Here is an 18,345-nt window from a genome sequence, read left to right as displayed (position 1 = left end):
AGGACACGCCCGATGCATATCGTCAACGCCCGTCTGCGTAACCAGGAAGGCCTGCATGAACTGCACCTGGAAAACGGTCTGATCAGCCACATTTCCCGTCAGACCGAAGCGCACACCCTGGGCCCTGAGGATCTGGACGCCGGGGGCAACCTGGTGGTGCCGCCTTTCGTCGAGCCCCACATTCACCTCGACGCCACACTGACAGCCGGCGAGCCGCGCTGGAACATGAGCGGCACGCTGTTCGAAGGCATCGAGTGCTGGGGTGAGCGCAAGGTGACGATCACGGCGCAAGACACCAAGGCTCGCGCCAGGAAAACCCTCCAGGCGCTGGCCGCACACGGCATACAACATGTACGCACCCACGTGGATGTCACCGATCCGCAACTCACTGCGCTGAAAGCCCTGCTCGAGGTGCGCGAGGAAAGCCGGCACCTGGTCGACATGCAGATCGTCGCCTTTCCCCAGGAAGGCATCGAGTCGTACCGCAATGGCCGCGAGCTGATGGAAGAAGCGATTCGCCTGGGCGCCGATGTGGTCGGCGGGATCCCGCATTTCGAGTACACCCGCGACCAAGGTGTGAGTTCGGTGAAGTTCCTGATGGACCTGGCCGAACGCACCGGTTGCCTGGTGGACGTGCATTGCGATGAAACCGACGACCCGCATTCACGCTTTCTCGAAGTGCTGGCTGAAGAAGCGTGCAGCCGCGACATGGGGTCCCGGGTCACGGCCAGCCATACCACGGCCATGGGCTCCTACGACAATGCCTACTGCGCCAAGCTGTTCCGCCTGCTCGGGCACTCGGGCATCAGCTTTGTCTCCTGCCCCACCGAAAGCATCCACCTGCAAGGACGGTTCGATACCTTCCCGAAACGTCGCGGCGTGACGCGGGTGAACGAGTTGCTCGAAGCGGGGATGAACGTGTGCTTCGGCCAGGACTCGATCGTCGATCCCTGGTACCCGCTGGGCAACGGCAATATCCTGCGTGTGCTCGAGGCTGGCCTGCATATCTGTCACATGCTCGGTTACCGCAATTTGCAGAGTGCCCTGGACCTGGTCACCGATAACAGCGCCCGGGCGCTGAACCTGGGCGAGCGTTATGGGCTGGAGCCTGGGCGGCCGGCGAACCTGTTGATCCTGTCGGCAGACAGCGATTACGAGGTGATCCGCAGCCAAGGGTTGCCGTTGTATTCGGTGCGTGGGGGGAAGGTGTTGATGAAGCGGGAGATGGCGGTGGTGGAGTTTTTGGGGTGATCCGGGATTTAGGGTGACTGTACTGGCCTCATCGCGGGCAAGCCCGCTCCCACAGGGGATTTGCGGTGTACACAACACCACTGTAGGAGCGAGCTTGCTCGCGATGGGTTCCCAAGGCTCAACGCATCAACCGCGCCGTCCCAAACAGACTCACCCGCCCCAACTCCCCATCCACCTCCTCCAGCAAAATCGGCGCCGTGCCACCGGGCATCACCACCTTCACCTCCCCGGCCGCCACCCAGCCCACCCGCCATGCCGCGCAGGCAACCGCCGTGGCGCTGGTGCCCGACGACGCCGTCGGCCCTTCGCCGCGCTCAAACACCCGGGCGGCAATTCGGCCCTCTGCCTCGCGCATCGCCCATTGCAGGTTGATGCCCGCCGGGCACGGCCGCCCTGCCCCCGTCGGCATGGCGTAGGCGATTTGCATCAGGCCTCCGTTCAGGTCCGCCTGGCGCATCTGCTCATTGGCCGGCAAGGCGCTCGCCTGCTCCACCAGCGTCACGCAGTGGGGGTTGCCGACGCGGACGAACTGGCTGCGTTGCCAGGCGGGGTTCAACGCCGCCAGCGGTTGCACATGGCTGACATCACGAGCATTGAACATCACCTCGCCGGTGCCCTGTGCACTGACCGCCGCCGGGCCGAAGCCGGGTTTGCCCAGGTCCAGCCAGAACCCCGACACGCCCTCGACCTGCGCCGCCTTCACCGAGGTCACCCCGGGCGACGGCGTATCGGCCTTGTCATGATGAACCCGCAGCAAACAGGCTTCGTCCTGTGGCAGCAGTCCCTGGTCGGTGAGGGCCTGGGAGAAAATCGTCAGGCCATTGCCGCTACGCTCGGCCAGGGTGCCGTCGGTGTTGACGATCAACAGGTCGAACGGCGGCGCCGCTTGAAACGGGCCGACCAGCAGCCCGTCACTGCGGTGCGCCTTGCCGCCTGCCGGTTGCGTGCCCGGTGCCCAGGCACAGAACGCCTCGATGGCCAGTGGAGCCCAGGCCGCACGGGTCTGCGCCGCCTGGCTGGCCAGCACCGGCACATCAATACCGGCAGCGCGCACTGCGTCCGGTGCCACCACCGCATAAATATTGCCGCGCGCATCGTAAAACGGCGTCATCTCGCCTCCTGTCCACCGATCAAAACCGACAACATATCGCGAAATGTCACCTGGCTGTGCAAGGATGTCGACCTGCCTCTGAGGCGCATCACAAGGACGCGGGTCGAACCTCACTGCTCGGCTATTGTCCCTTGCCGACGAGGATGTATTTTTACCAGGGATCGATATGACCAGCCTCAACACCCAGACCACCTTCGTGCCTGGACGTCTGCAACAGATGGCCACGCGCGTGGCTTTTTTTATTGCCGGTTTCGGCATCGCCGCCTGGGCGCCGCTGGTGCCCTATGCCAAGGCCCGGGCCGCACTGGATGAAGGTACGCTCGGTTTGCTGTTGTTGTGCCTGGGTGTCGGCTCGATTTTGGCGATGCCGGTCGCTGGCGCGTTGTCGGCGCGCTTGGGTTGTCGGCGCGTGATGATCGGCGGCACGCTGCTGATATGCACCGCCCTGCCCCTGCTGGCAACGGTGTCGGCGATGCCGGCACTGATCGCGGCGCTGTTCATGTTCGGCGCGGGCCTGGGCACGGTGGACTCTACGGTGAACCTGCAAGCCGTGGTCGTTGAACGGGCCAGCGGCAAAACCATGATGTCGGGCTTCCACGGGATGTTCAGCCTCGGCGGGATCGTCGGCGCGGCGGGTGTCAGCGGTTTGCTCGGTTTTGGCCTGTCGCCGTTGGCCGCCATGCTGGTGGTCGTGGTGGTGCTGATCGCTGCGCTGGTCAGGGCCGCGCCGCACATGTTGCCCTACGGCAGCGAAAGCTCGGGACCGGCGTTTGCGGTGCCCAAGGGCATTGTGCTGTTTATCGGCGGCATGTGTTGCATCGTGTTCCTCGCCGAAGGCGCGGCACTGGATTGGAGCGCGGTATTCCTGGTGCAGGAGCGCGGTATCGACACCGCCTACGCCGGCCTCGGTTATGCCGCGTTTGCCTTGACCATGACCGTCGGCCGCCTGACCGGCGACGCCATCGTGCGCCGCCTCGGCGCGACGCGGGTGATCGTGTGCGGCGGGCTGCTGGCGGCCGCCGGGTTGCTGCTGGCGACCTTTGCCCCCGACTGGGAGTTGGCGCTGGTGGGCTACGCCATGCTCGGCGCCGGATGCTCGAACATCGTGCCGGTGTTGTACACAGCCGTAGGCAAGCAGACCGTCATGCCCGAAAGCATCGCCGTACCGGCCATTACCACCCTCGGTTATGCGGGCATCCTGGCCGGGCCGGCCGTGATCGGTTTCATCGCCCACGGCAGCAGCCTGAGTTTTGCCTTTGGGTTGATGGCCGTGTTGCTGGTAGCGGTGGCCCTTGGGGGGCGGGTGTTGAAGGTCTGATGTCCCGTGGTGTCTGGATGTCCATCGTCGGAACGCCGCCCGGAGCAAGCCCGCTCCTACAGGGGCGGTGGTGCCTTTGTGGGAGCGGGCGTGTCGAGGCGTCGAACCGTCGCGACAGGGTCAACGCGATCAGTCAGAACCCCACGCTGGCCTGCACGAAGAACGTTCGCGGCGTACCCACGTACATCCCCGCATTGTTGTCGCTGGAACGGGTGAAGTACTGCTTGTCGAACACGTTCTTCACGCCGGCGCCCAGTTTCAGGTTCGACAGTTGCGGACCAAAGTCATAACCGCCGCGCACGTTCCAGGTGACGTAGCCCGGAATGTCCCCGTACCGGCCATCGGCGGTCCCTTCGGTGATGTAGTTGTTGGTGAAGCTGCCGTTGCCGTTCACCGAAACACCCGGTGAGCGCTGCTTGGACTGGGCGAAGGCATCGACATTGTAGGTCCAGCGATCGATGTCGTAACGCAGGCCGGCGGTGGCCACCTGGCGCGAGTAGAACGGCAGGTCGCGGCCCTTGAAGGCAGGAATCTCGCCTTCATACACAGCGCGGGTGTAGGTGAAACCGGCGTTGGCGGTCAGGCCATCGAGGCGCGGATCGAGGGCCGCCATGTCGTAATGCACCGAGGCCTCGATGCCCTGGTGCGTGGTCGCGCCCAGGTTGGTCCAACCGGCATCGTTGCTGATGTATTGCAGTTCCTTGTCGAAGTCGATGTAGAACAGCGTCACTTCACCGCCCCACACGTCATCGTTGTAACGCGTGCCCACCTCGTAGGTCTTGGCCTTTTCCGGCTCCAGGCCATTGGCCGTGCTGTCACCCGAACCACCCTGGCCGAGCTGAAAATATTGCAGGCTGCCGAACGACGTCTCGTAGTTGGCGAACAGCTTCCACGCGTCGGAGAGGTGATACATCACGCTCAACGCTGGCAGCGGCTCGTTGCTTTCGATGCTGCGATTCTTTTCCGGCACGCGTTTGCCCGCCGCATCAAGCACCGGACGATCGTGCCAGTCGGTGCTGATGTGTTCAAACCGAATGCCCGGCGTGATGGTCCAGTTGCCAACGTCGATCTTGTTATCGACATACACCGAGTTGGCCTCGGTGCCGCCAGTACGGTCCTGATAGACATGACCGTCCGACGTCGGGGTCGCCACCGGAGTGTTGTTGACCAGTGCCAGTCGAGTGGCCTGCTCATGCATCGCTTCCTTGAGGTAGCGATAACCAACGCTCACCTCCTGGGTGGTCGGGCCGACGTCGAACACATGGGACACCCGCGGCTCGATGCCGAAGGTGTAATACGTCCGCGGGAACGAGCCAATGGTCTTCTGATCGAGGGCGGCGATGTTGCTGCCGCGGAAGCTGTCGGTGTAGTACGTCAGCACTTCGGCCTGGGTGCGATCGTCGATCTGGCGAATCCACTTGAACGAGATGTCCTTGCGGCGCCCGCTGAAGTTGTCATTGTTGCGATCGGACTGGAACGGATTGGCATCGTACTGCGCCTGGGTCAAGCCGCCGGGCATGTCTGCACTGGCATCGTAGTAATGCAGGTTGAGGCTGAAATCGTCGACGTCAGTCGGCGCCCAGTGGGTCTTGAGCAATACGTCGTCGATGTCGTTGCCATTGTTGCGTTCACGGTAACCGTTGCCGTTGACGCCCGAGTACAGCAGCGCCACACCGATGCCGTTGTCAGCGGTGCCACCGACGAACGCTGTGTCGATGTGCTTCCAGCCGCCGTGCCGGGAGGTTTCCAGGGTGGTGCCGATCTCAGCCGAGGCTTTTTCCGGAATGGCGCGGGTCACGAAGTTGATCACACCACCGACGTTCTGCGGTCCGTAGCGTACCGAACCGGCACCGCGTACCACGTCGATGCTGTCGAGGTTGCCGGAGGAAATCGGCGCCATGGACAGCTGCGGCTGGCCGTACGGGGCGAACGCCGCCGGCACACCGTCGATCAATACGGTGGAGCGTGGCGACAGCCGCGACGTCAGGCCGCGCACACCGACGTTCAGGGAAATATCACTCCCGCCCGTACCGTTGGCTTCCTGCACCTGCACGCCGGGTACGCGCTTGAGCACATCGCCGACGTTCATCGCGCCCTGCTCGACCATGGCTTCACGGCGAATCACCGTACGGGCGCCGGGGTGATTCTGCACCACGGCGGCGTCGGCATCGCCGAGCCAGTCACCGACCACCTTGATGTCCGTCACGCCCAGTTCCAGCGGACCATTGGCGGCGGAAGTCGGCGCCGGTGTCAGGGTCACCGAACCTTCGTCGATCTGGTATTCAAGGCCACTGCCTTGCAGCAACTGGCGCAGGGCCTGTTCCGGCGAAAGATTGCCGTCCACCGCCGGGGCCTGTTTACCCGCCACCAGTTCCGGGCTGAAGAACACTTGCAACGAGGTCTGCTGACCCAGCTCGCTCAAGGCCTGGCCCAGGGGTTGCGCCGGAATGTGGATAGCATCGGCGGCAAACGCCTGGGGCAACGCAACGTTGACCGCCAGCGCGAGCGCCAGCGGCAGCCAAGGGGATTTGTTGTTTTTGGCAGTGGAGTTTTTCACGTCGAACAGTGTCCTGTGAGCGCAAGAGAGTGCGTCTGTTAATGCAAACCAGTTGCAGTTGGACAAGAAGACGATGTACTCGAAAAAAACCTGAATCTATTTTGAAATTATTTCCTGGCTGCCATCAGGGCGCGTACGCACGGCCACCGGCAGGATGTTCGGCAGGGCCTTGAGCAAGCCTTCGGTATTGTCGGACTTGAACACGCTGGTCAGGCGCAACTGCCCGACTTTGTCGTCGCTGATGGTCAGCGGCTTCTCGCGATAACGCGACACCTCCTCGACGACTTCGCGGAGGCTGGCGTTGTTGAACACCAGTTTGCCGCTGCGCCAGGCGGTCAGCTCCGCCGGGTTGACGGCATAGGCCGGGGCGACGTTTCCATGGGCATCCACCCGCGTCCCCAGGCCGGCGGAAAGCGAGACGAAAGCATCGCCTGGCGCTTCACGCCCCTGGACCCTGACCGTACCCTGCTCGACGACGACCCGCGTATCACGGGGACCGCGCCGCACATCGAAGCGCGTGCCGGTGACCGTGACCTTGCCTGCGCCCGACTCGACCACGAACGGACGATCACTGTCATGGGCGACGTTGAACATGGCCTCGCCTTCGGTCAGCTCGATACCGCGCCGGCCTTTCTCAAACCGCACCTGAAGACGGCTGCGGCTGTTGAGGTCGATCACCGAACCGTCCGGCAATGCCACCTGGCGGCGCTCGCCCAGCGCCGTGGCAAACTCGGCGGAGTACGTTGCGGATTGATTCAGACCACTAAAAAGGCCCAGCCCGAGCGCCACTGCCAGCACACTGGCCGCCACCGCATACCGCAAGATTGGACGACGCTTGCTGCGTTGCGGCGGTGCTTCACACAAGGCGTGCAGGCGCGCAGGCGGCAGCAAGTCTGCCGCCGACCACAGCCCCTGGAGCAATTGAAATTCGTCCCGGTGCTGCGGGTGTTCATGCAGCCATCGCTCGAACTCCAGATGTTCCTCGATGCTCACGGCCGGTTCCCGAAGACGCACAAACCACCGCGCCGCCTCATCGCGAACCGTTGTTTGCCCGCACGCGCAGTTATCCATCATGGAAGTTCCTGTGTGGCTGGGGATGAAAATGCGTTGCCGCTCATGATTGCAGTCCGTCGAGGCGGTCGCGCAGATGCCGCAGGGTGCGGATCATATACTTTTCCACCATGTTCCTGGACAGTCCCAGGCGTTCGGCGATTTCCGCCTGGGTCAGGCCTTCGATCTTCTGCCAGACGAACACCTTGCGGCAATTGATCGGCAGCTCGGCAAGGGCACGCTCGATGGAATCAGCCAACTGGACCGCATGCATGAAATGCTCCGGGTCGCCTGACGACGACACACTTTCATCGATTGCCTCGGACTCCCTGGCGCCCCGCCGATCCTCACGCCGATAACCATCTACCGCGATGTTGCGCGCGGTCTGGTGCAGATAGGCCCGGGGCTGCTGCACCGCACCCGAATCGGACTCGAGCACGCGCACAAAGGTGTCGTGGGCCAGATCCTCGGCCTGCTGACGATTTCTCAGGCGACGGGTCCAGGTGCCAACCAACTCTTCGTAATGCTCGAAAAAGCCGTGTCTGCGGGGCAGCTTGGGGATCATTGCGGTGTGCTGTGAAGACGGGGCGTGAATAGTAATGCTTCCTATTAACTGGAATCAATGGCCACCCGGCAGGCGCCACACAACCCGTTTGCGCGGCAGATCAGCGGGAACAGTTGATTTAGGCACGCAGGCAAAGGATTCTGGCAGGCATACAACAAGAGCCCGCTACAGCCTGTAGCAAAGTGCGGTAATGCCAGTCATCGGTTTTTGCCCGGGAATACAGTCATGTTCACCTCCATCGCCGCACTTAAAAAACAACCCCTCGCCCGCCTCGCGCTGGCCATTGCCCTGGGCTTGCCCGCCTGGGCCGACAACGCCCTCGCCCACGGCGGCCATGCCGAAATGGTGCCGCTGCAAGCAGGCCTCGAAGCATTCGGCGCCTCGGTCAAGTGGGACGATTACGCCGACCTGTTCGTGATTGCCAAAGATGGCGTGTACCTCAAGGTCAAACCAGACAGCAAGGTGGCGATGCTCAACGGCAAGCGCATGGAGCTGACGGTCCCGGTGGTGTTCAAGGGCAAGACCGCCTACATGTCCAAGGACTTCATCAACCAGGTGTTCCAGTCCGGCCTGGACAAGACCTTTGTCGTCGAAACCCGGCCGAACCCGCTCAACCCGTTGAGCGCGGACGAGATCAACAGCGCGGTCAACATCGTCAAGCAATCGGCCCATTACCAGCCGGGGTTCCGTTTCACGGAAGTGTCGGTCAAGGAGCCGCCAAAGGAACAGGTTTGGAATTTCGCCCTGAGCGGGCAGAAAGTCACCCAGCCACGTCAGGCCAACATTGTGGTGCTGGACGGCAAACACGTGATCGAAGCCCTGGTCGACCTCGACAGCAAGACCCTCAGGTCATGGACGCCGATCGAAGGCGCCCATGGCATGGTCCTGCTCGACGACTTCGCCACCGTGCAAGCGGCCATCGAGGCCAGTCCCGATTATGCCCAGGCATTGGCCAAGCGTGGCATCAACGATGTGAAGCAGGTGGTAGCCACTCCCCTGACCGTAGGCTACTTCGACGGCAAGGACGGGCTGACGCAAGACAAGCGCCTGCTGAAAATCGTCAGCTACCTCAATACCGGGGACGGCAACTACTGGGCACACCCGATCGAGGGCCTGGTGGCGGTGGTCGACCTGGAGCAGAAGAAGCTGATCAAGATCGAAGACCACGGCGTGATTCCGGTACCAATGAAACCCACTCCGTATGATGGGCGCGGCCGCAAGGGCGTGGCGGTCAAACCGCTGGAGATCACCGAGCCGGAAGGGAAAAACTACACCATTACCGGCAACAGCATTCACTGGCAGAACTGGGACTTCCACGTACGCCTCGACTCCCGGGTCGGGCCGATCCTGTCCACTGTCACCTATGACGACAAGGGCAAGAAACGCAAGATCATGTACGAAGGCTCGCTGGGCGGCATGATCGTGCCTTACGGCGATCCGGATGGCGGCTGGTACTTCAAAGCCTACCTGGACTCTGGCGAATACGGCATGGGCACGCTCACCTCACCGATTGCCCGGGGCAAGGACGCGCCGCAAAACGCCGTGCTGCTGGATGCGACCATCGCCGACTACACCGGCGCGCCGACCTCGATCCCGCGTGCCATGGCCGTGTTCGAACGCTACGCCGGACCGGAATACAAACACCAGGAAATGGGCCAGCCCAACCTCAGCACCGAGCGACGCGAGTTGGTGGTGCGCTGGATCAGCACCGTGGGCAACTACGACTACATCTTCGACTGGGTCTTCCAGCAGAACGGCACCATCGGCATAGACGCCGGGGCCACGGGTATCGAGGCGGTCAAGGGTGTGAAGTCCAAAACCATGCACGAAGCCACCGCCAAGGAAGACACACGCTACGGCACCCTGCTGGACCACAACATCGTCGGCACCACCCACCAGCACATCTACAACTTCCGCCTCGACATGGACGTCGATGGCGAGAACAACTCGCTGGTGGAAGTGAACCCGGTGATTGCGCCCAACGATCGTGACGGGCCGCGCACCAGTACCATGCAGACCGAAACACGCGTGGTCGGCACCGAGCAACAGGCGGCGCAGAAGTTCGCCCCCTCGACCATTCGCCTGCTGAGCAACCCCGCCAAGGAAAACAAGGTCGGCAACCCGGTGTCCTACCAGTTGATACCGTACGCTGGCGGCACGCACCCGGTGGCCAAGGGTGCCAACTTCGGCAAGGATGAATGGCTCTATCACCGCCTGAGCTTCATGGACAAGCAACTGTGGGTGACGCGCTACAACCCCGAGGAAAAATACCCGGAAGGCAAATACCCGAATCGCTCGGACAAGGACTCGGGCCTGGGCCAGTTCACCCATGACAACCAGTCCATCGAGAACAGCGACGACGTGGTCTGGCTGACCACCGGCACCACCCACGTCGCCCGTGCCGAGGAATGGCCGATCATGCCGACCGAGTGGGTGCATGTGCTGCTCAAGCCGTGGAACTTCTTCGACGAAACCCCGACGCTGAACCTAAACGCCCCGAAGTAACACCCCAAACCCCCTGTAGGAGCGAGCATGCTCGCGATGGTAGTCCAGACACCGCGGGGCGTCAGACAGCCAGTGTCATCGTTGACGACCATCGCGAGCATGCTCGCTCCTACAGGCGTTCGGGCAAGGGATCAGGCGTGCTGTTTGCGGTATTCGCCCGGCGCAACGCCGAAGCGGGTCTTGAACGCGGTGGAGAAGTAGCTCGAATCCGAGAACCCCCAGGAATACCCCAGCACTGACAGCTTCTGTTCCTTGCCCGATTGGCGCAGGGATTCAGCGCACAGGTCCAGGCGGCGGTTTTTGATGTAGCGGGCCACCACCAGGCCCTTTTTGGCGAACATCCGGTACAGGCCACGGGTGGACATGCCGACTTCCCGGGCCAACCATTCCGGGCACAGCTCCTCGGAGCGGATGTGCTGATCGATGAAACTCAGGGTCTTGCGAAAGGCGCGCTCGTGAGGGTCCGCGCTCTCTTCAGCCTGGCTGATCGCCGGGCGCAGCAGGCTGACAATCGCTTCCAGCGTCGCTTCGCTTTCGGTCTGGCTGAGGCTTCGCTGATGAGTGGCATCCAGAATCAACCGATGCGAGAGCATGGCAATTGGCGAGCTCGCGGCAATCCGGTGACCGCACCTGACCTGGTTGAAACGCAGGGTTTGCTCCACCAGTTGCGACGGCAGGATCAACGACAACTGCCGCGAGTTTTCGCTGTAGGTGAAGTCACTGGGGCGCGAGGCGTCGATCAGGGTGATGTCGCCTGCCGTCAACAGCACCTTGTCGTTGCCCTGGGCCATGCCGGCACTGCCATCGAGTTGGAACACGGCGAAGTACTTGCCACCCTCGCCCGCCGCGACTTCCTGGGGCGTGCGATACAGCCGCGCCTGGCGGGCGTCGACAAAGCTGAGCTTCAGCGCGCCATCCCGGTGTTCGCGGATCTGCCCGGCGAAGGCATCGCCCAGCGGTTGCGCATTAAAAGCGCCACAAATCTGGTTGATCTGATGAATCCACTGATCGAAACCATCACGGCGCTGTGCAATTGAAGAAATCATGTCGGGCCTCACGCAGGCTTGTTTTTATTATCTACGCCAATCCACGGGTTCTCCTGAACAGTGTTTCTTCCTGACAGCAAACGGGTTTACTTGAGCCCGCCAAAACGTCTGTAGAAGCTCTCGCCGACATCCGGCAACGGCCCATCGGCGGTTTCCAGCGCACTGTTCAACCATTCTTCGGCCTTGGCGTAGATCAGCCGATAGATATTGCGGCACAACTGCCGGGCGGCCCGTCCTTCCCAATCGCCGGGCAACAACTCATCCGGCAGTTGCGGGTCACGCAACAGCAATTTGCGGTACTCGTGAATAAGCAGGACACGTGCCAGGAAGCAGTCCGACGGTTGCAGGTTTTCCTGCTCGCGAAGCGCTTGCCAGAGCGGTCGGAACAACTGGATGAACTCGCTGTAATGGGCCGCCAGCTCCTCGATGTTCCAACTCTCGCGCACCTGCAGGCGCAGGGCCTTGGAGGCCAGTACATCCTGCGCCGTGGTTTCGAAAACGATGGTGTCTTCCTGTGCGCCAAGGTCGAGCAACGTCGCATTGAGGTCTGAACGATCACTGCGCGGACAAGCCAGCACCGCCGGCGAGATCGCACCAAAACCTTGCCATTCCAGTTCTTCACGCACCTGTTTGCGCTTGTCCTGGGTCAACTGGGTCAGCATCACCAGGCACCAGGAACCGTCCCAGGCCGGGACGCTGGAGCTGTAGACCCGCTTGAAGGCCTTGTCGAAACGCCGCCGACCAGTGCCGGTCAGGCTGTAGTAGCTGCGTCGACCGACCTTTTCGGCGGTCAGCCAACCTTCCTTGGTCAGGCGGAAGATCGAGGTGCGGATCAGGCGTTCATTAATGCCGATCGGTTCGAGCAATTGAATCAGGCTGCCCAGCCACACCGTACCGCCATGGGGTTCGATAGCATCCCCGTACAGCGTGATGATCAGGGAACTGGCGCGGATCGGCGTCTGTTCCTGGAAGCGGGTAATCAGTTGGTTCAGGGGTGTCAGGGACGACATGGGCGTACCGAGCGAAAAAAGAAATGGAATATACCGAAAGTCCGTCTGCTAATTGCAATTTCCCCTTGTGGGAGCGGGCTTGCCCGCGATGAGGGAGTGTCAGACAACCTCTCCGGCACTGACCCACCGCAATCGCGGGCAAGCCCGCTCCTACAGTGTCATTTGGCGCTGCCTTTGGGCCGCAACCCCCGATCGGCGATCCGCGGCCGATCCACTTCCGGCTCAGCCAGCGGTTCGCACACCTGCATCTGCTCCAGGCAGCGCTTCGCCAACTGCTGATATTCGCGAGTGCCCGCCTGTTTCCACGCCACTTCCTGATCGCTGAGCGCACGCTTGACGCTCGCCGGTGCGCCCATGATCAACGACTGCTCCGGGCCTTCGAACCCGGCCTTGACGAACGCCGCCGCCGAAACGAACGAACGTGCACCGATGCGCGCGTTGTCCATCACCACCGCATTCATGCCCACCAGCGCGTCGGCGCCAATCCGGCAGCCGTGCAGCACAGCGCCATGGCCGATGTGGCCGTTGCGCTCGACCACTGTGTCGCTGTCCGGAAAGCCATGCATCACGCAGGTGTCCTGCACATTGGCGCCCTCCTCCAGGACGATCCGCCCGAAGTCTCCACGCAGGCTGGCCAGCGGCCCGACATAACAGTAGGGACCGACGATCACGTCACCGATCAGGACGGCCGAGGGGTGGACATAGGCGGTCGGATCAACCACCGGGGTCAAGCCATCGAGGCTGTAGCAGGTCATGGGCGATTCCCTTTCGAGGCATTCACAAAGCGATGCCGATTTATGAACATTTTGTATCACATCACTTTTAATAGAACAAATAACAAAAGCGGTATCGTTTAGGAAATCACGCCAAACGACCGCTGGTCGGCATCGCAAAAACCCGGGAAACACCCGTAAATTAGGCTTAAACGGCTTGATCTAAAGCGGCCTTTGGCCCTTCATGAAAAGCCAACGAACGACTAATAGGACACATTAAATCAATTCTTATGTTGATTTTACGTATCATATTGACGATATACTCCGACCAAACCGGCACACCTTGCCGATCCAATAATGAGCCGGCCGTTCAGCCGAGCATGCACCGTGAGGGCATCCGCCATGCCTCTAACCCTTGCTGTCGACTTCATCGAGCCGGGCGTCCGCCTGATCACCCTGCAACGCCCACAAGCGTTGAACGCCCTTAACACCGAACTGCTCGGTGAACTGGCTGATGAACTGAACGCCGCCCAGGCCGATCCCGACACCCGTGCGGTGGTCCTGACTGGCAGCCGCAAGGCCTTTGGCGCCGGCGCCGACATCAAGGAAATGGCGGAACGCAACCTGGTCGGCATCCTCGATGACCCGCGCCAAGCGTCCTGGCAAACCATCACCCGTTTCAACAAACCACTGATCGCCGCCGTCAATGGCTTCGCCCTGGGCGGTGGCTGTGAATTGGCAATGCACGCCGACATCATCGTGGCCGGCGAAGACGCCCGCTTCGGCCAGCCGGAAATCAACCTGGGAATCATGCCCGGCGCCGGTGGCACCCAACGTCTGCTGCGCGCCGTGGGTAAATCCCTGGCCATGCAAATGGTCCTCACCGGCGAGCCGATCGACGCCCGCCAGGCCCAGCGCGCCGGACTGGTCAGCGAAGTGACACAGCCGGAATTCACCGTTGATCGCGCCGTACAGATCGCCGCCAGCATCGCCAACAAAGCGCCGCTGGCGGTGCGACTGGCCAAGGAAGCGCTGCTCAAGGCCATGGACACAGACCTCGCCAGCGGCCTGCGCTTCGAGCGCCACGCTTTCACCGTGCTGGCCGGCACCCGCGATCGCGACGAAGGCATCGCCGCGTTCCAGGAAAAACGCATGCCGACCTTCACCGGCCAGTAACCCCTTACAAAAAAGCGACCGACCTCCAAGAGAGCGCCAAGACCATGAACTTCGAACACATCCTGTTTTCCATCGAGGCCGGCGTCGCCCTGCTCAGCCTCAATCGCCCGGACCAGCTCAACAGTTTCAACGCGCAGATGCATGGCGAAGTCAAGAAGGCGCTGAAGCAGGTTCGACAGAGTCCAGACGTTCGCGTGCTCCTGCTGACGGGTGAAGGCCGAGGCTTCTGCGCCGGCCAGGACTTGAGCGACCGCAACGTCGCCCCGGGCGCTGCTGTGCCGGATCTGGGCGAGTCCATCGAGAAGTTCTACAACCCGCTGATCCGCCAACTCCGCGACCTGCCGCTGCCGGTGATCTGTGCGGTCAACGGCGTGGCGGCCGGTGCCGGTGCCAACATCCCGCTGGCCTGCGACCTGGTGCTGGCAGCGCGTTCGGCCAGCTTCATCCAGGCGTTCTGCAAGATCGGCCTGATCCCCGATTCCGGCGGCACCTGGACCTTGCCGCGCCTGGTCGGCATGGCTCGCGCCAAGGCCCTGGCCCTGCTCGGCAACCGTTTGAGCGCCGAACAGGCCGAGCAATGGGGCCTGATATACCGCGTGGTGGACGATGCCGACCTGCGCGAGGAAGCCCTGACCCTCGCCCGTCACCTGGCCACGCAACCGACCTATGGCCTGGCCCTGATCAAGCGGAGCCTCAACGCCAGCCTGAGCAACACCTTCGATGAACAGCTTGAGCTGGAGAAGGACCTGCAACGCCTGGCCGGACGCAGCGAGGACTACCGCGAAGGCGTCAGCGCCTTCATGGAAAAACGCAGCCCAAGTTTCAAGGGGCGCTGAATCATGACCGCTCTGAATATCAACGCACGCATCGCGGTCATCGGCGCCGGCGCCATGGGCGCCGGTATCGCCCAGGTCGCGGCACAGGCCGGTCACTCGGTGCTGTTGCTGGACAACCGCCCAGGCGCCGCCGCGCAAGCCATCGAAGGCATTGACCGACAACTGGGCAAGCGCGTCGACAGCGGCAAGCTGCCGGCCGAATCACGCAGCGCAACCCTCGGTCGCCTGCACGCCGTGGAAAGCATCGAAGCACTGGCCGATTGCGACCTGATCATCGAGGCCATCGTCGAGAACCTCGAGGTCAAGCGTGCATTGTTCCGCCAACTCGAAGAGCTCTGCGACGAACACTGCATCCTCGCCAGTAACACCTCGTCGCTGTCGATCACCAGTATTGCCGCGCAACTGCGTCACCCACAGCGCCTGCTGGGCCTGCACTTTTTCAACCCGGCGCCGGTCATGGCGCTGGTGGAGATCGTCTCGGGCCTGGCCAGCGATCCGGCCCTCGCCGAATGCTTGTACGACACGGCCAAAGCCTGGGGGAAAAACCGGTGCACACCCGCTCGACCCCAGGTTTCATCGTCAACCGCGTGGCTCGGCCGTTCTACGCCGAAAGCCTGCGCCTGTTGCAGGAAAGCGCGGCAGACTGCGCGACCCTGGATGCCTTGATGCGCGAGGCCGGCGGTTTTGCCATGGGCGCGTTCGAGCTGACCGACCTGATCGGCCACGACGTCAACTACGCCGTGACCCGCTCGGTGTTCGACGCCTATTACCAGGACACGCGCTTTTTGCCGTCACTGATCCAGAAGGAACTGGTGGATGCCGGTTGCCTGGGCCGCAAGAGCGGACAAGGTTTTTACAGCTATGCCGAAGGCGCGGTTCGCCCGCAGCCGGCATCAATCCGTAGTGGCCAGAATGTTGCCACCTGCACGGTCGAAGGTGACCTCGGCATCGCGGGCGGCCTGGTCCCGCGCCTGCGCGATCACGGTATCGAGGTCATCCAGCGCGATGGCCGCGGCCTGCTGCGGGTGGGCGATGCGGTGCTGGCCCTGAGTGACGGGCGCATGGCCTGCCAACGCAGCCGCGAAGACGGCCTGCGCAACCTGATCCTGCTGGATTTGGCCGGCGACTACGCCAGGGCCAGCCGACTGGCGATCAGCTGCGCCACCGACATCGACCCGAGCGCCCTCGAACAGGGTGTGGCCCTGCTGCAACAGGCCGGGCTCACCGTCAGCCAGCTCAGCGACAGCCCGGCCCTGGCCGTGTTGCGCACCGTGGCCATGCTCGCCAACGAAGGTGCCGACGCGCTGCTGCAAGGCGTGGCCTCGGCCGCCGACATCGATCTGGCCATGCGCGCCGGGGTCAACTACCCGCAAGGCCCGCTCGCCTGGGCGGACAGCATTGGCCTGGCGCACATCCTCAAGGTGCTGGAAAACCTGCAAGCCAGTTATGGCGAAGAACGCTACCGACCGTCGCTGCTGTTGCGTCGCCGCGTGGCCGAAGGGAGAACCTTGCATGACTAATCATGAAGCGATGAACCTGGCCAGCGCCTGCGCACAAGCGTTGTTCAGCCGCGACAACGCCAGCCAGGCCATGGGCATGCGCCTGCTGTCCGCCGGCCCAGGCTGCGCCCGCGTCGGCATGACGGTACGCGACGATATGGTCCAGGGCCATGGCACCTGCCACGGCGGCTACCTGTTCGCCCTCGCCGACTCGGCGTTCGCGTTTGCCTGCAATAGCTACAACGAGGCCACGGTGGCCATCGGTTGCAGCATCGACTACATCGCCCCGGCGCGCCTGGGCGACACCCTGACCGCCGATTGTATCGAGCAAAGCCGTTCCGGCCGGACCGGCAACTACGACGTACGCATTGAAAACCAACAGGGCCAGCTGATCGCGCTGTTCCACGGCAAATCCTACAAAGTGCGCGGCGCTGTGCTGACGCAGGAGACTCCCAATGAATGATGCCTTGATCATCGATGCGGTGCGCACCCCCATCGGCCGCTACGCTGGCGCCTTGAGCAGCGTGCGTGCCGACGACCTCGGCGCGGTGCCGCTGCGCGAGCTGGTGCGTCGTCACCCGCAGGTGGACTGGGCGCGCGTCGACGACGTGGTCTACGGCTGCGCCAACCAGGCCGGCGAAGACAACCGCAACGTGGCACGCATGTCGGCACTGCTGGCCGGGCTGCCAGTCAGCGTGCCAGGCACCACCCTCAACCGTCTGTGCGGTTCGGGCCTGGACGCCATCGGCAGCGCGGCGCGGGCGATCCGTTGCGGCGAGGCCGCGTTGATGCTGGTGGGCGGCGTCGAGTCGATGTCCCGTGCGCCGCTGGTCATGGGCAAGGCGGAGCAGGCGTTTTCCCGCGACGCGCAGGTTTACGACACCACCATCGGTTGGCGCTTCGTCAACCCGCTGATGAAAAAGGCCTGGGGCATCGACTCCATGCCGGAAACCGCCGAGAACGTTGCCGAGCAGTTCAACGTGTCCCGCGCCGACCAGGACGCCTTCGCCCTGCGCAGCCAGCAACGCGCCGCAGCCGCCCAGGCCAGCGGGCGACTGGCCAAAGAGATCGTTGCGGTCGAAATCCCCCAGCGCAAGGGCCCGGCCAAAGTCGTCGAGCACGACGAGCACCCGCGTGGCGACACCACCCTTGAGCAATTGCAGAAACTCGGCACGCCCTTCCGCGAAGGCGGCAGCATCACCGCCGGCAATGCCTCCGGGGTCAACGACGGCGCCTGCGCGCTGCTGCTGGCCAGCCCGCAAGTGGCACGACGGCACGGCCTGAAGGCCCGCGGGCGGGTGGTCGCCATGGCCACCGCCGGCGTCGAACCGCGAATCATGGGCATCGGCCCGGTGCCCGCGACCCGCAAGGTGCTGGAACTGGCCAACCTGAGCCTGGCCGACATGGACGTGATCGAGCTCAACGAAGCCTTCGCCGCGCAAGGCCTGGCGGTGTTGCGCGAACTCGGCTTGAGCGACACCGACCCACGGGTCAACCCGAACGGCGGCGCGATTGCCCTTGGCCATCCACTGGGCATGAGCGGCGCGCGACTGGTGACCACCGCCCTGCACGAGCTTGAGGAACGGAAGGGGCGCTACGCCCTGTGCACCATGTGCATCGGCGTCGGCCAGGGCATCGCGCTGATCATCGAGCGACTGTCCGACTAAAGAACCGCGATTCCCGAGGAGCCGAGAGGTATCCTTGGCAC

Annotated in this window: 14 protein-coding genes and 1 pseudogene; 8 read left to right on the top strand and 7 right to left on the bottom strand. The window is 63.1% G+C overall.

Annotation, left to right across the window (positions count from 1 at the left end):
* Positions 1-12 precede the first annotated feature (12 nt).
* Positions 13-1,251 (top strand): cytosine deaminase, encoded by a 1,239-nt coding sequence (codA, locus tag AB4N33_RS01345; protein ID WP_476456231.1) that lies wholly within the window; start codon positions 13-15, stop codon positions 1,249-1,251.
* A 118-nt stretch (positions 1,252-1,369) separates the two neighbouring features.
* Here codA and AB4N33_RS01340 read toward each other — a convergent pair whose 3' ends face one another.
* Positions 1,370-2,362: a diaminopimelate epimerase gene (locus AB4N33_RS01340; RefSeq protein WP_476456230.1), complete on the bottom strand. Its 993-nt coding sequence runs from the start codon at positions 2,360-2,362 to the stop codon at positions 1,370-1,372.
* Positions 2,363-2,528: 166 nt separating this feature from the next.
* Here AB4N33_RS01340 and AB4N33_RS01335 point away from each other — a divergent pair, with 166 nt between their 5' ends.
* Positions 2,529-3,680 carry an MFS transporter gene (locus tag AB4N33_RS01335; RefSeq protein ID WP_476456229.1) on the top strand — a complete coding sequence of 384 codons (1,152 nt, stop codon included), beginning with the start codon at positions 2,529-2,531 and terminating at the stop codon, positions 3,678-3,680.
* A 133-nt stretch (positions 3,681-3,813) separates the two neighbouring features.
* On the opposite strand, the gene AB4N33_RS01330 is transcribed toward AB4N33_RS01335, so the two are convergent.
* From AB4N33_RS01330 to AB4N33_RS01320, 3 genes are all read right to left on the bottom strand, one after another.
* Entirely contained in the window at positions 3,814-6,237 is a 2,424-nt protein-coding gene (locus AB4N33_RS01330) for a TonB-dependent siderophore receptor (protein WP_476456228.1), read from the bottom strand.
* A gap of 96 nt (positions 6,238-6,333) precedes the next feature.
* Complete coding sequence (locus tag AB4N33_RS01325) at positions 6,334-7,311, bottom strand: FecR family protein (RefSeq protein ID WP_476456227.1); 978 nt, start codon at positions 7,309-7,311, stop codon at positions 6,334-6,336.
* 40 nt (positions 7,312-7,351) lie between these two features.
* Positions 7,352-7,852, bottom strand: coding sequence for a sigma-70 family RNA polymerase sigma factor (locus tag AB4N33_RS01320; protein ID WP_460122345.1), 501 nt, complete (start codon positions 7,850-7,852; stop codon positions 7,352-7,354).
* A gap of 225 nt (positions 7,853-8,077) precedes the next feature.
* On the opposite strand from AB4N33_RS01320, the gene tynA reads away from it, so the two are divergent.
* On the top strand, positions 8,078-10,357 hold the full coding sequence (gene tynA, locus AB4N33_RS01315) for a primary-amine oxidase (RefSeq protein WP_476456226.1): 2,280 nt from the start codon (positions 8,078-8,080) through the stop codon (positions 10,355-10,357).
* 131 nt (positions 10,358-10,488) lie between these two features.
* Here the strand turns inward: tynA and feaR are convergent, their stop codons facing one another.
* The 3 genes from feaR to paaY all read right to left on the bottom strand — a co-directional run bounded on the left by feaR (position 10,489) and on the right by paaY (position 13,168).
* Positions 10,489-11,403: a transcriptional regulator FeaR gene (gene feaR, locus AB4N33_RS01310; RefSeq protein WP_460141206.1), complete on the bottom strand. Its 915-nt coding sequence runs from the start codon at positions 11,401-11,403 to the stop codon at positions 10,489-10,491.
* Positions 11,404-11,489: 86 nt separating this feature from the next.
* On the bottom strand, positions 11,490-12,413 hold the full coding sequence (gene paaX / locus AB4N33_RS01305; protein ID WP_460122339.1) for a phenylacetic acid degradation operon negative regulatory protein PaaX: 924 nt from the start codon (positions 12,411-12,413) through the stop codon (positions 11,490-11,492).
* A 158-nt stretch (positions 12,414-12,571) separates the two neighbouring features.
* A complete protein-coding gene (gene paaY / locus AB4N33_RS01300) occupies positions 12,572-13,168 on the bottom strand; it encodes a phenylacetic acid degradation protein PaaY (RefSeq protein WP_476456225.1) in 597 nt (198 codons plus the stop codon).
* A 360-nt stretch (positions 13,169-13,528) separates the two neighbouring features.
* Here paaY and paaF point away from each other — a divergent pair, with 360 nt between their 5' ends.
* The 5 genes and pseudogenes from paaF (at position 13,529) to pcaF (ending at position 18,304) form a co-directional block, all read left to right on the top strand.
* Entirely contained in the window at positions 13,529-14,302 is a 774-nt protein-coding gene (gene paaF / locus AB4N33_RS01295) for a 2,3-dehydroadipyl-CoA hydratase PaaF (RefSeq protein ID WP_476456224.1), read from the top strand.
* Positions 14,303-14,346: 44 nt separating this feature from the next.
* Positions 14,347-15,138, top strand: coding sequence for a 2-(1,2-epoxy-1,2-dihydrophenyl)acetyl-CoA isomerase PaaG (paaG, locus tag AB4N33_RS01290; protein ID WP_476456223.1), 792 nt, complete (start codon positions 14,347-14,349; stop codon positions 15,136-15,138).
* 3 nt (positions 15,139-15,141) lie between these two features.
* Positions 15,142-16,658 (top strand): annotated as a pseudogene (gene paaH, locus AB4N33_RS01285) (3-hydroxyacyl-CoA dehydrogenase PaaH).
* Complete coding sequence (gene paaI, locus AB4N33_RS01280) at positions 16,651-17,100, top strand: hydroxyphenylacetyl-CoA thioesterase PaaI (RefSeq protein WP_460122330.1); 450 nt, start codon at positions 16,651-16,653, stop codon at positions 17,098-17,100. Before paaH ends, paaI begins: the two are co-directional and overlap by 8 nt.
* Positions 17,093-18,304, top strand: coding sequence for a 3-oxoadipyl-CoA thiolase (pcaF, locus tag AB4N33_RS01275; protein ID WP_476456222.1), 1,212 nt, complete (start codon positions 17,093-17,095; stop codon positions 18,302-18,304). The genes paaI and pcaF overlap by 8 nt, the downstream gene beginning before the upstream one ends.
* Positions 18,305-18,345 lie beyond the last annotated feature (41 nt).

This window comes from Pseudomonas sp. S1_E05, from assembly GCF_056337105.1.
Note: the sequence above shows the minus strand (reverse complement) of the source record. Positions and strands in the feature narration are given on the sequence as shown.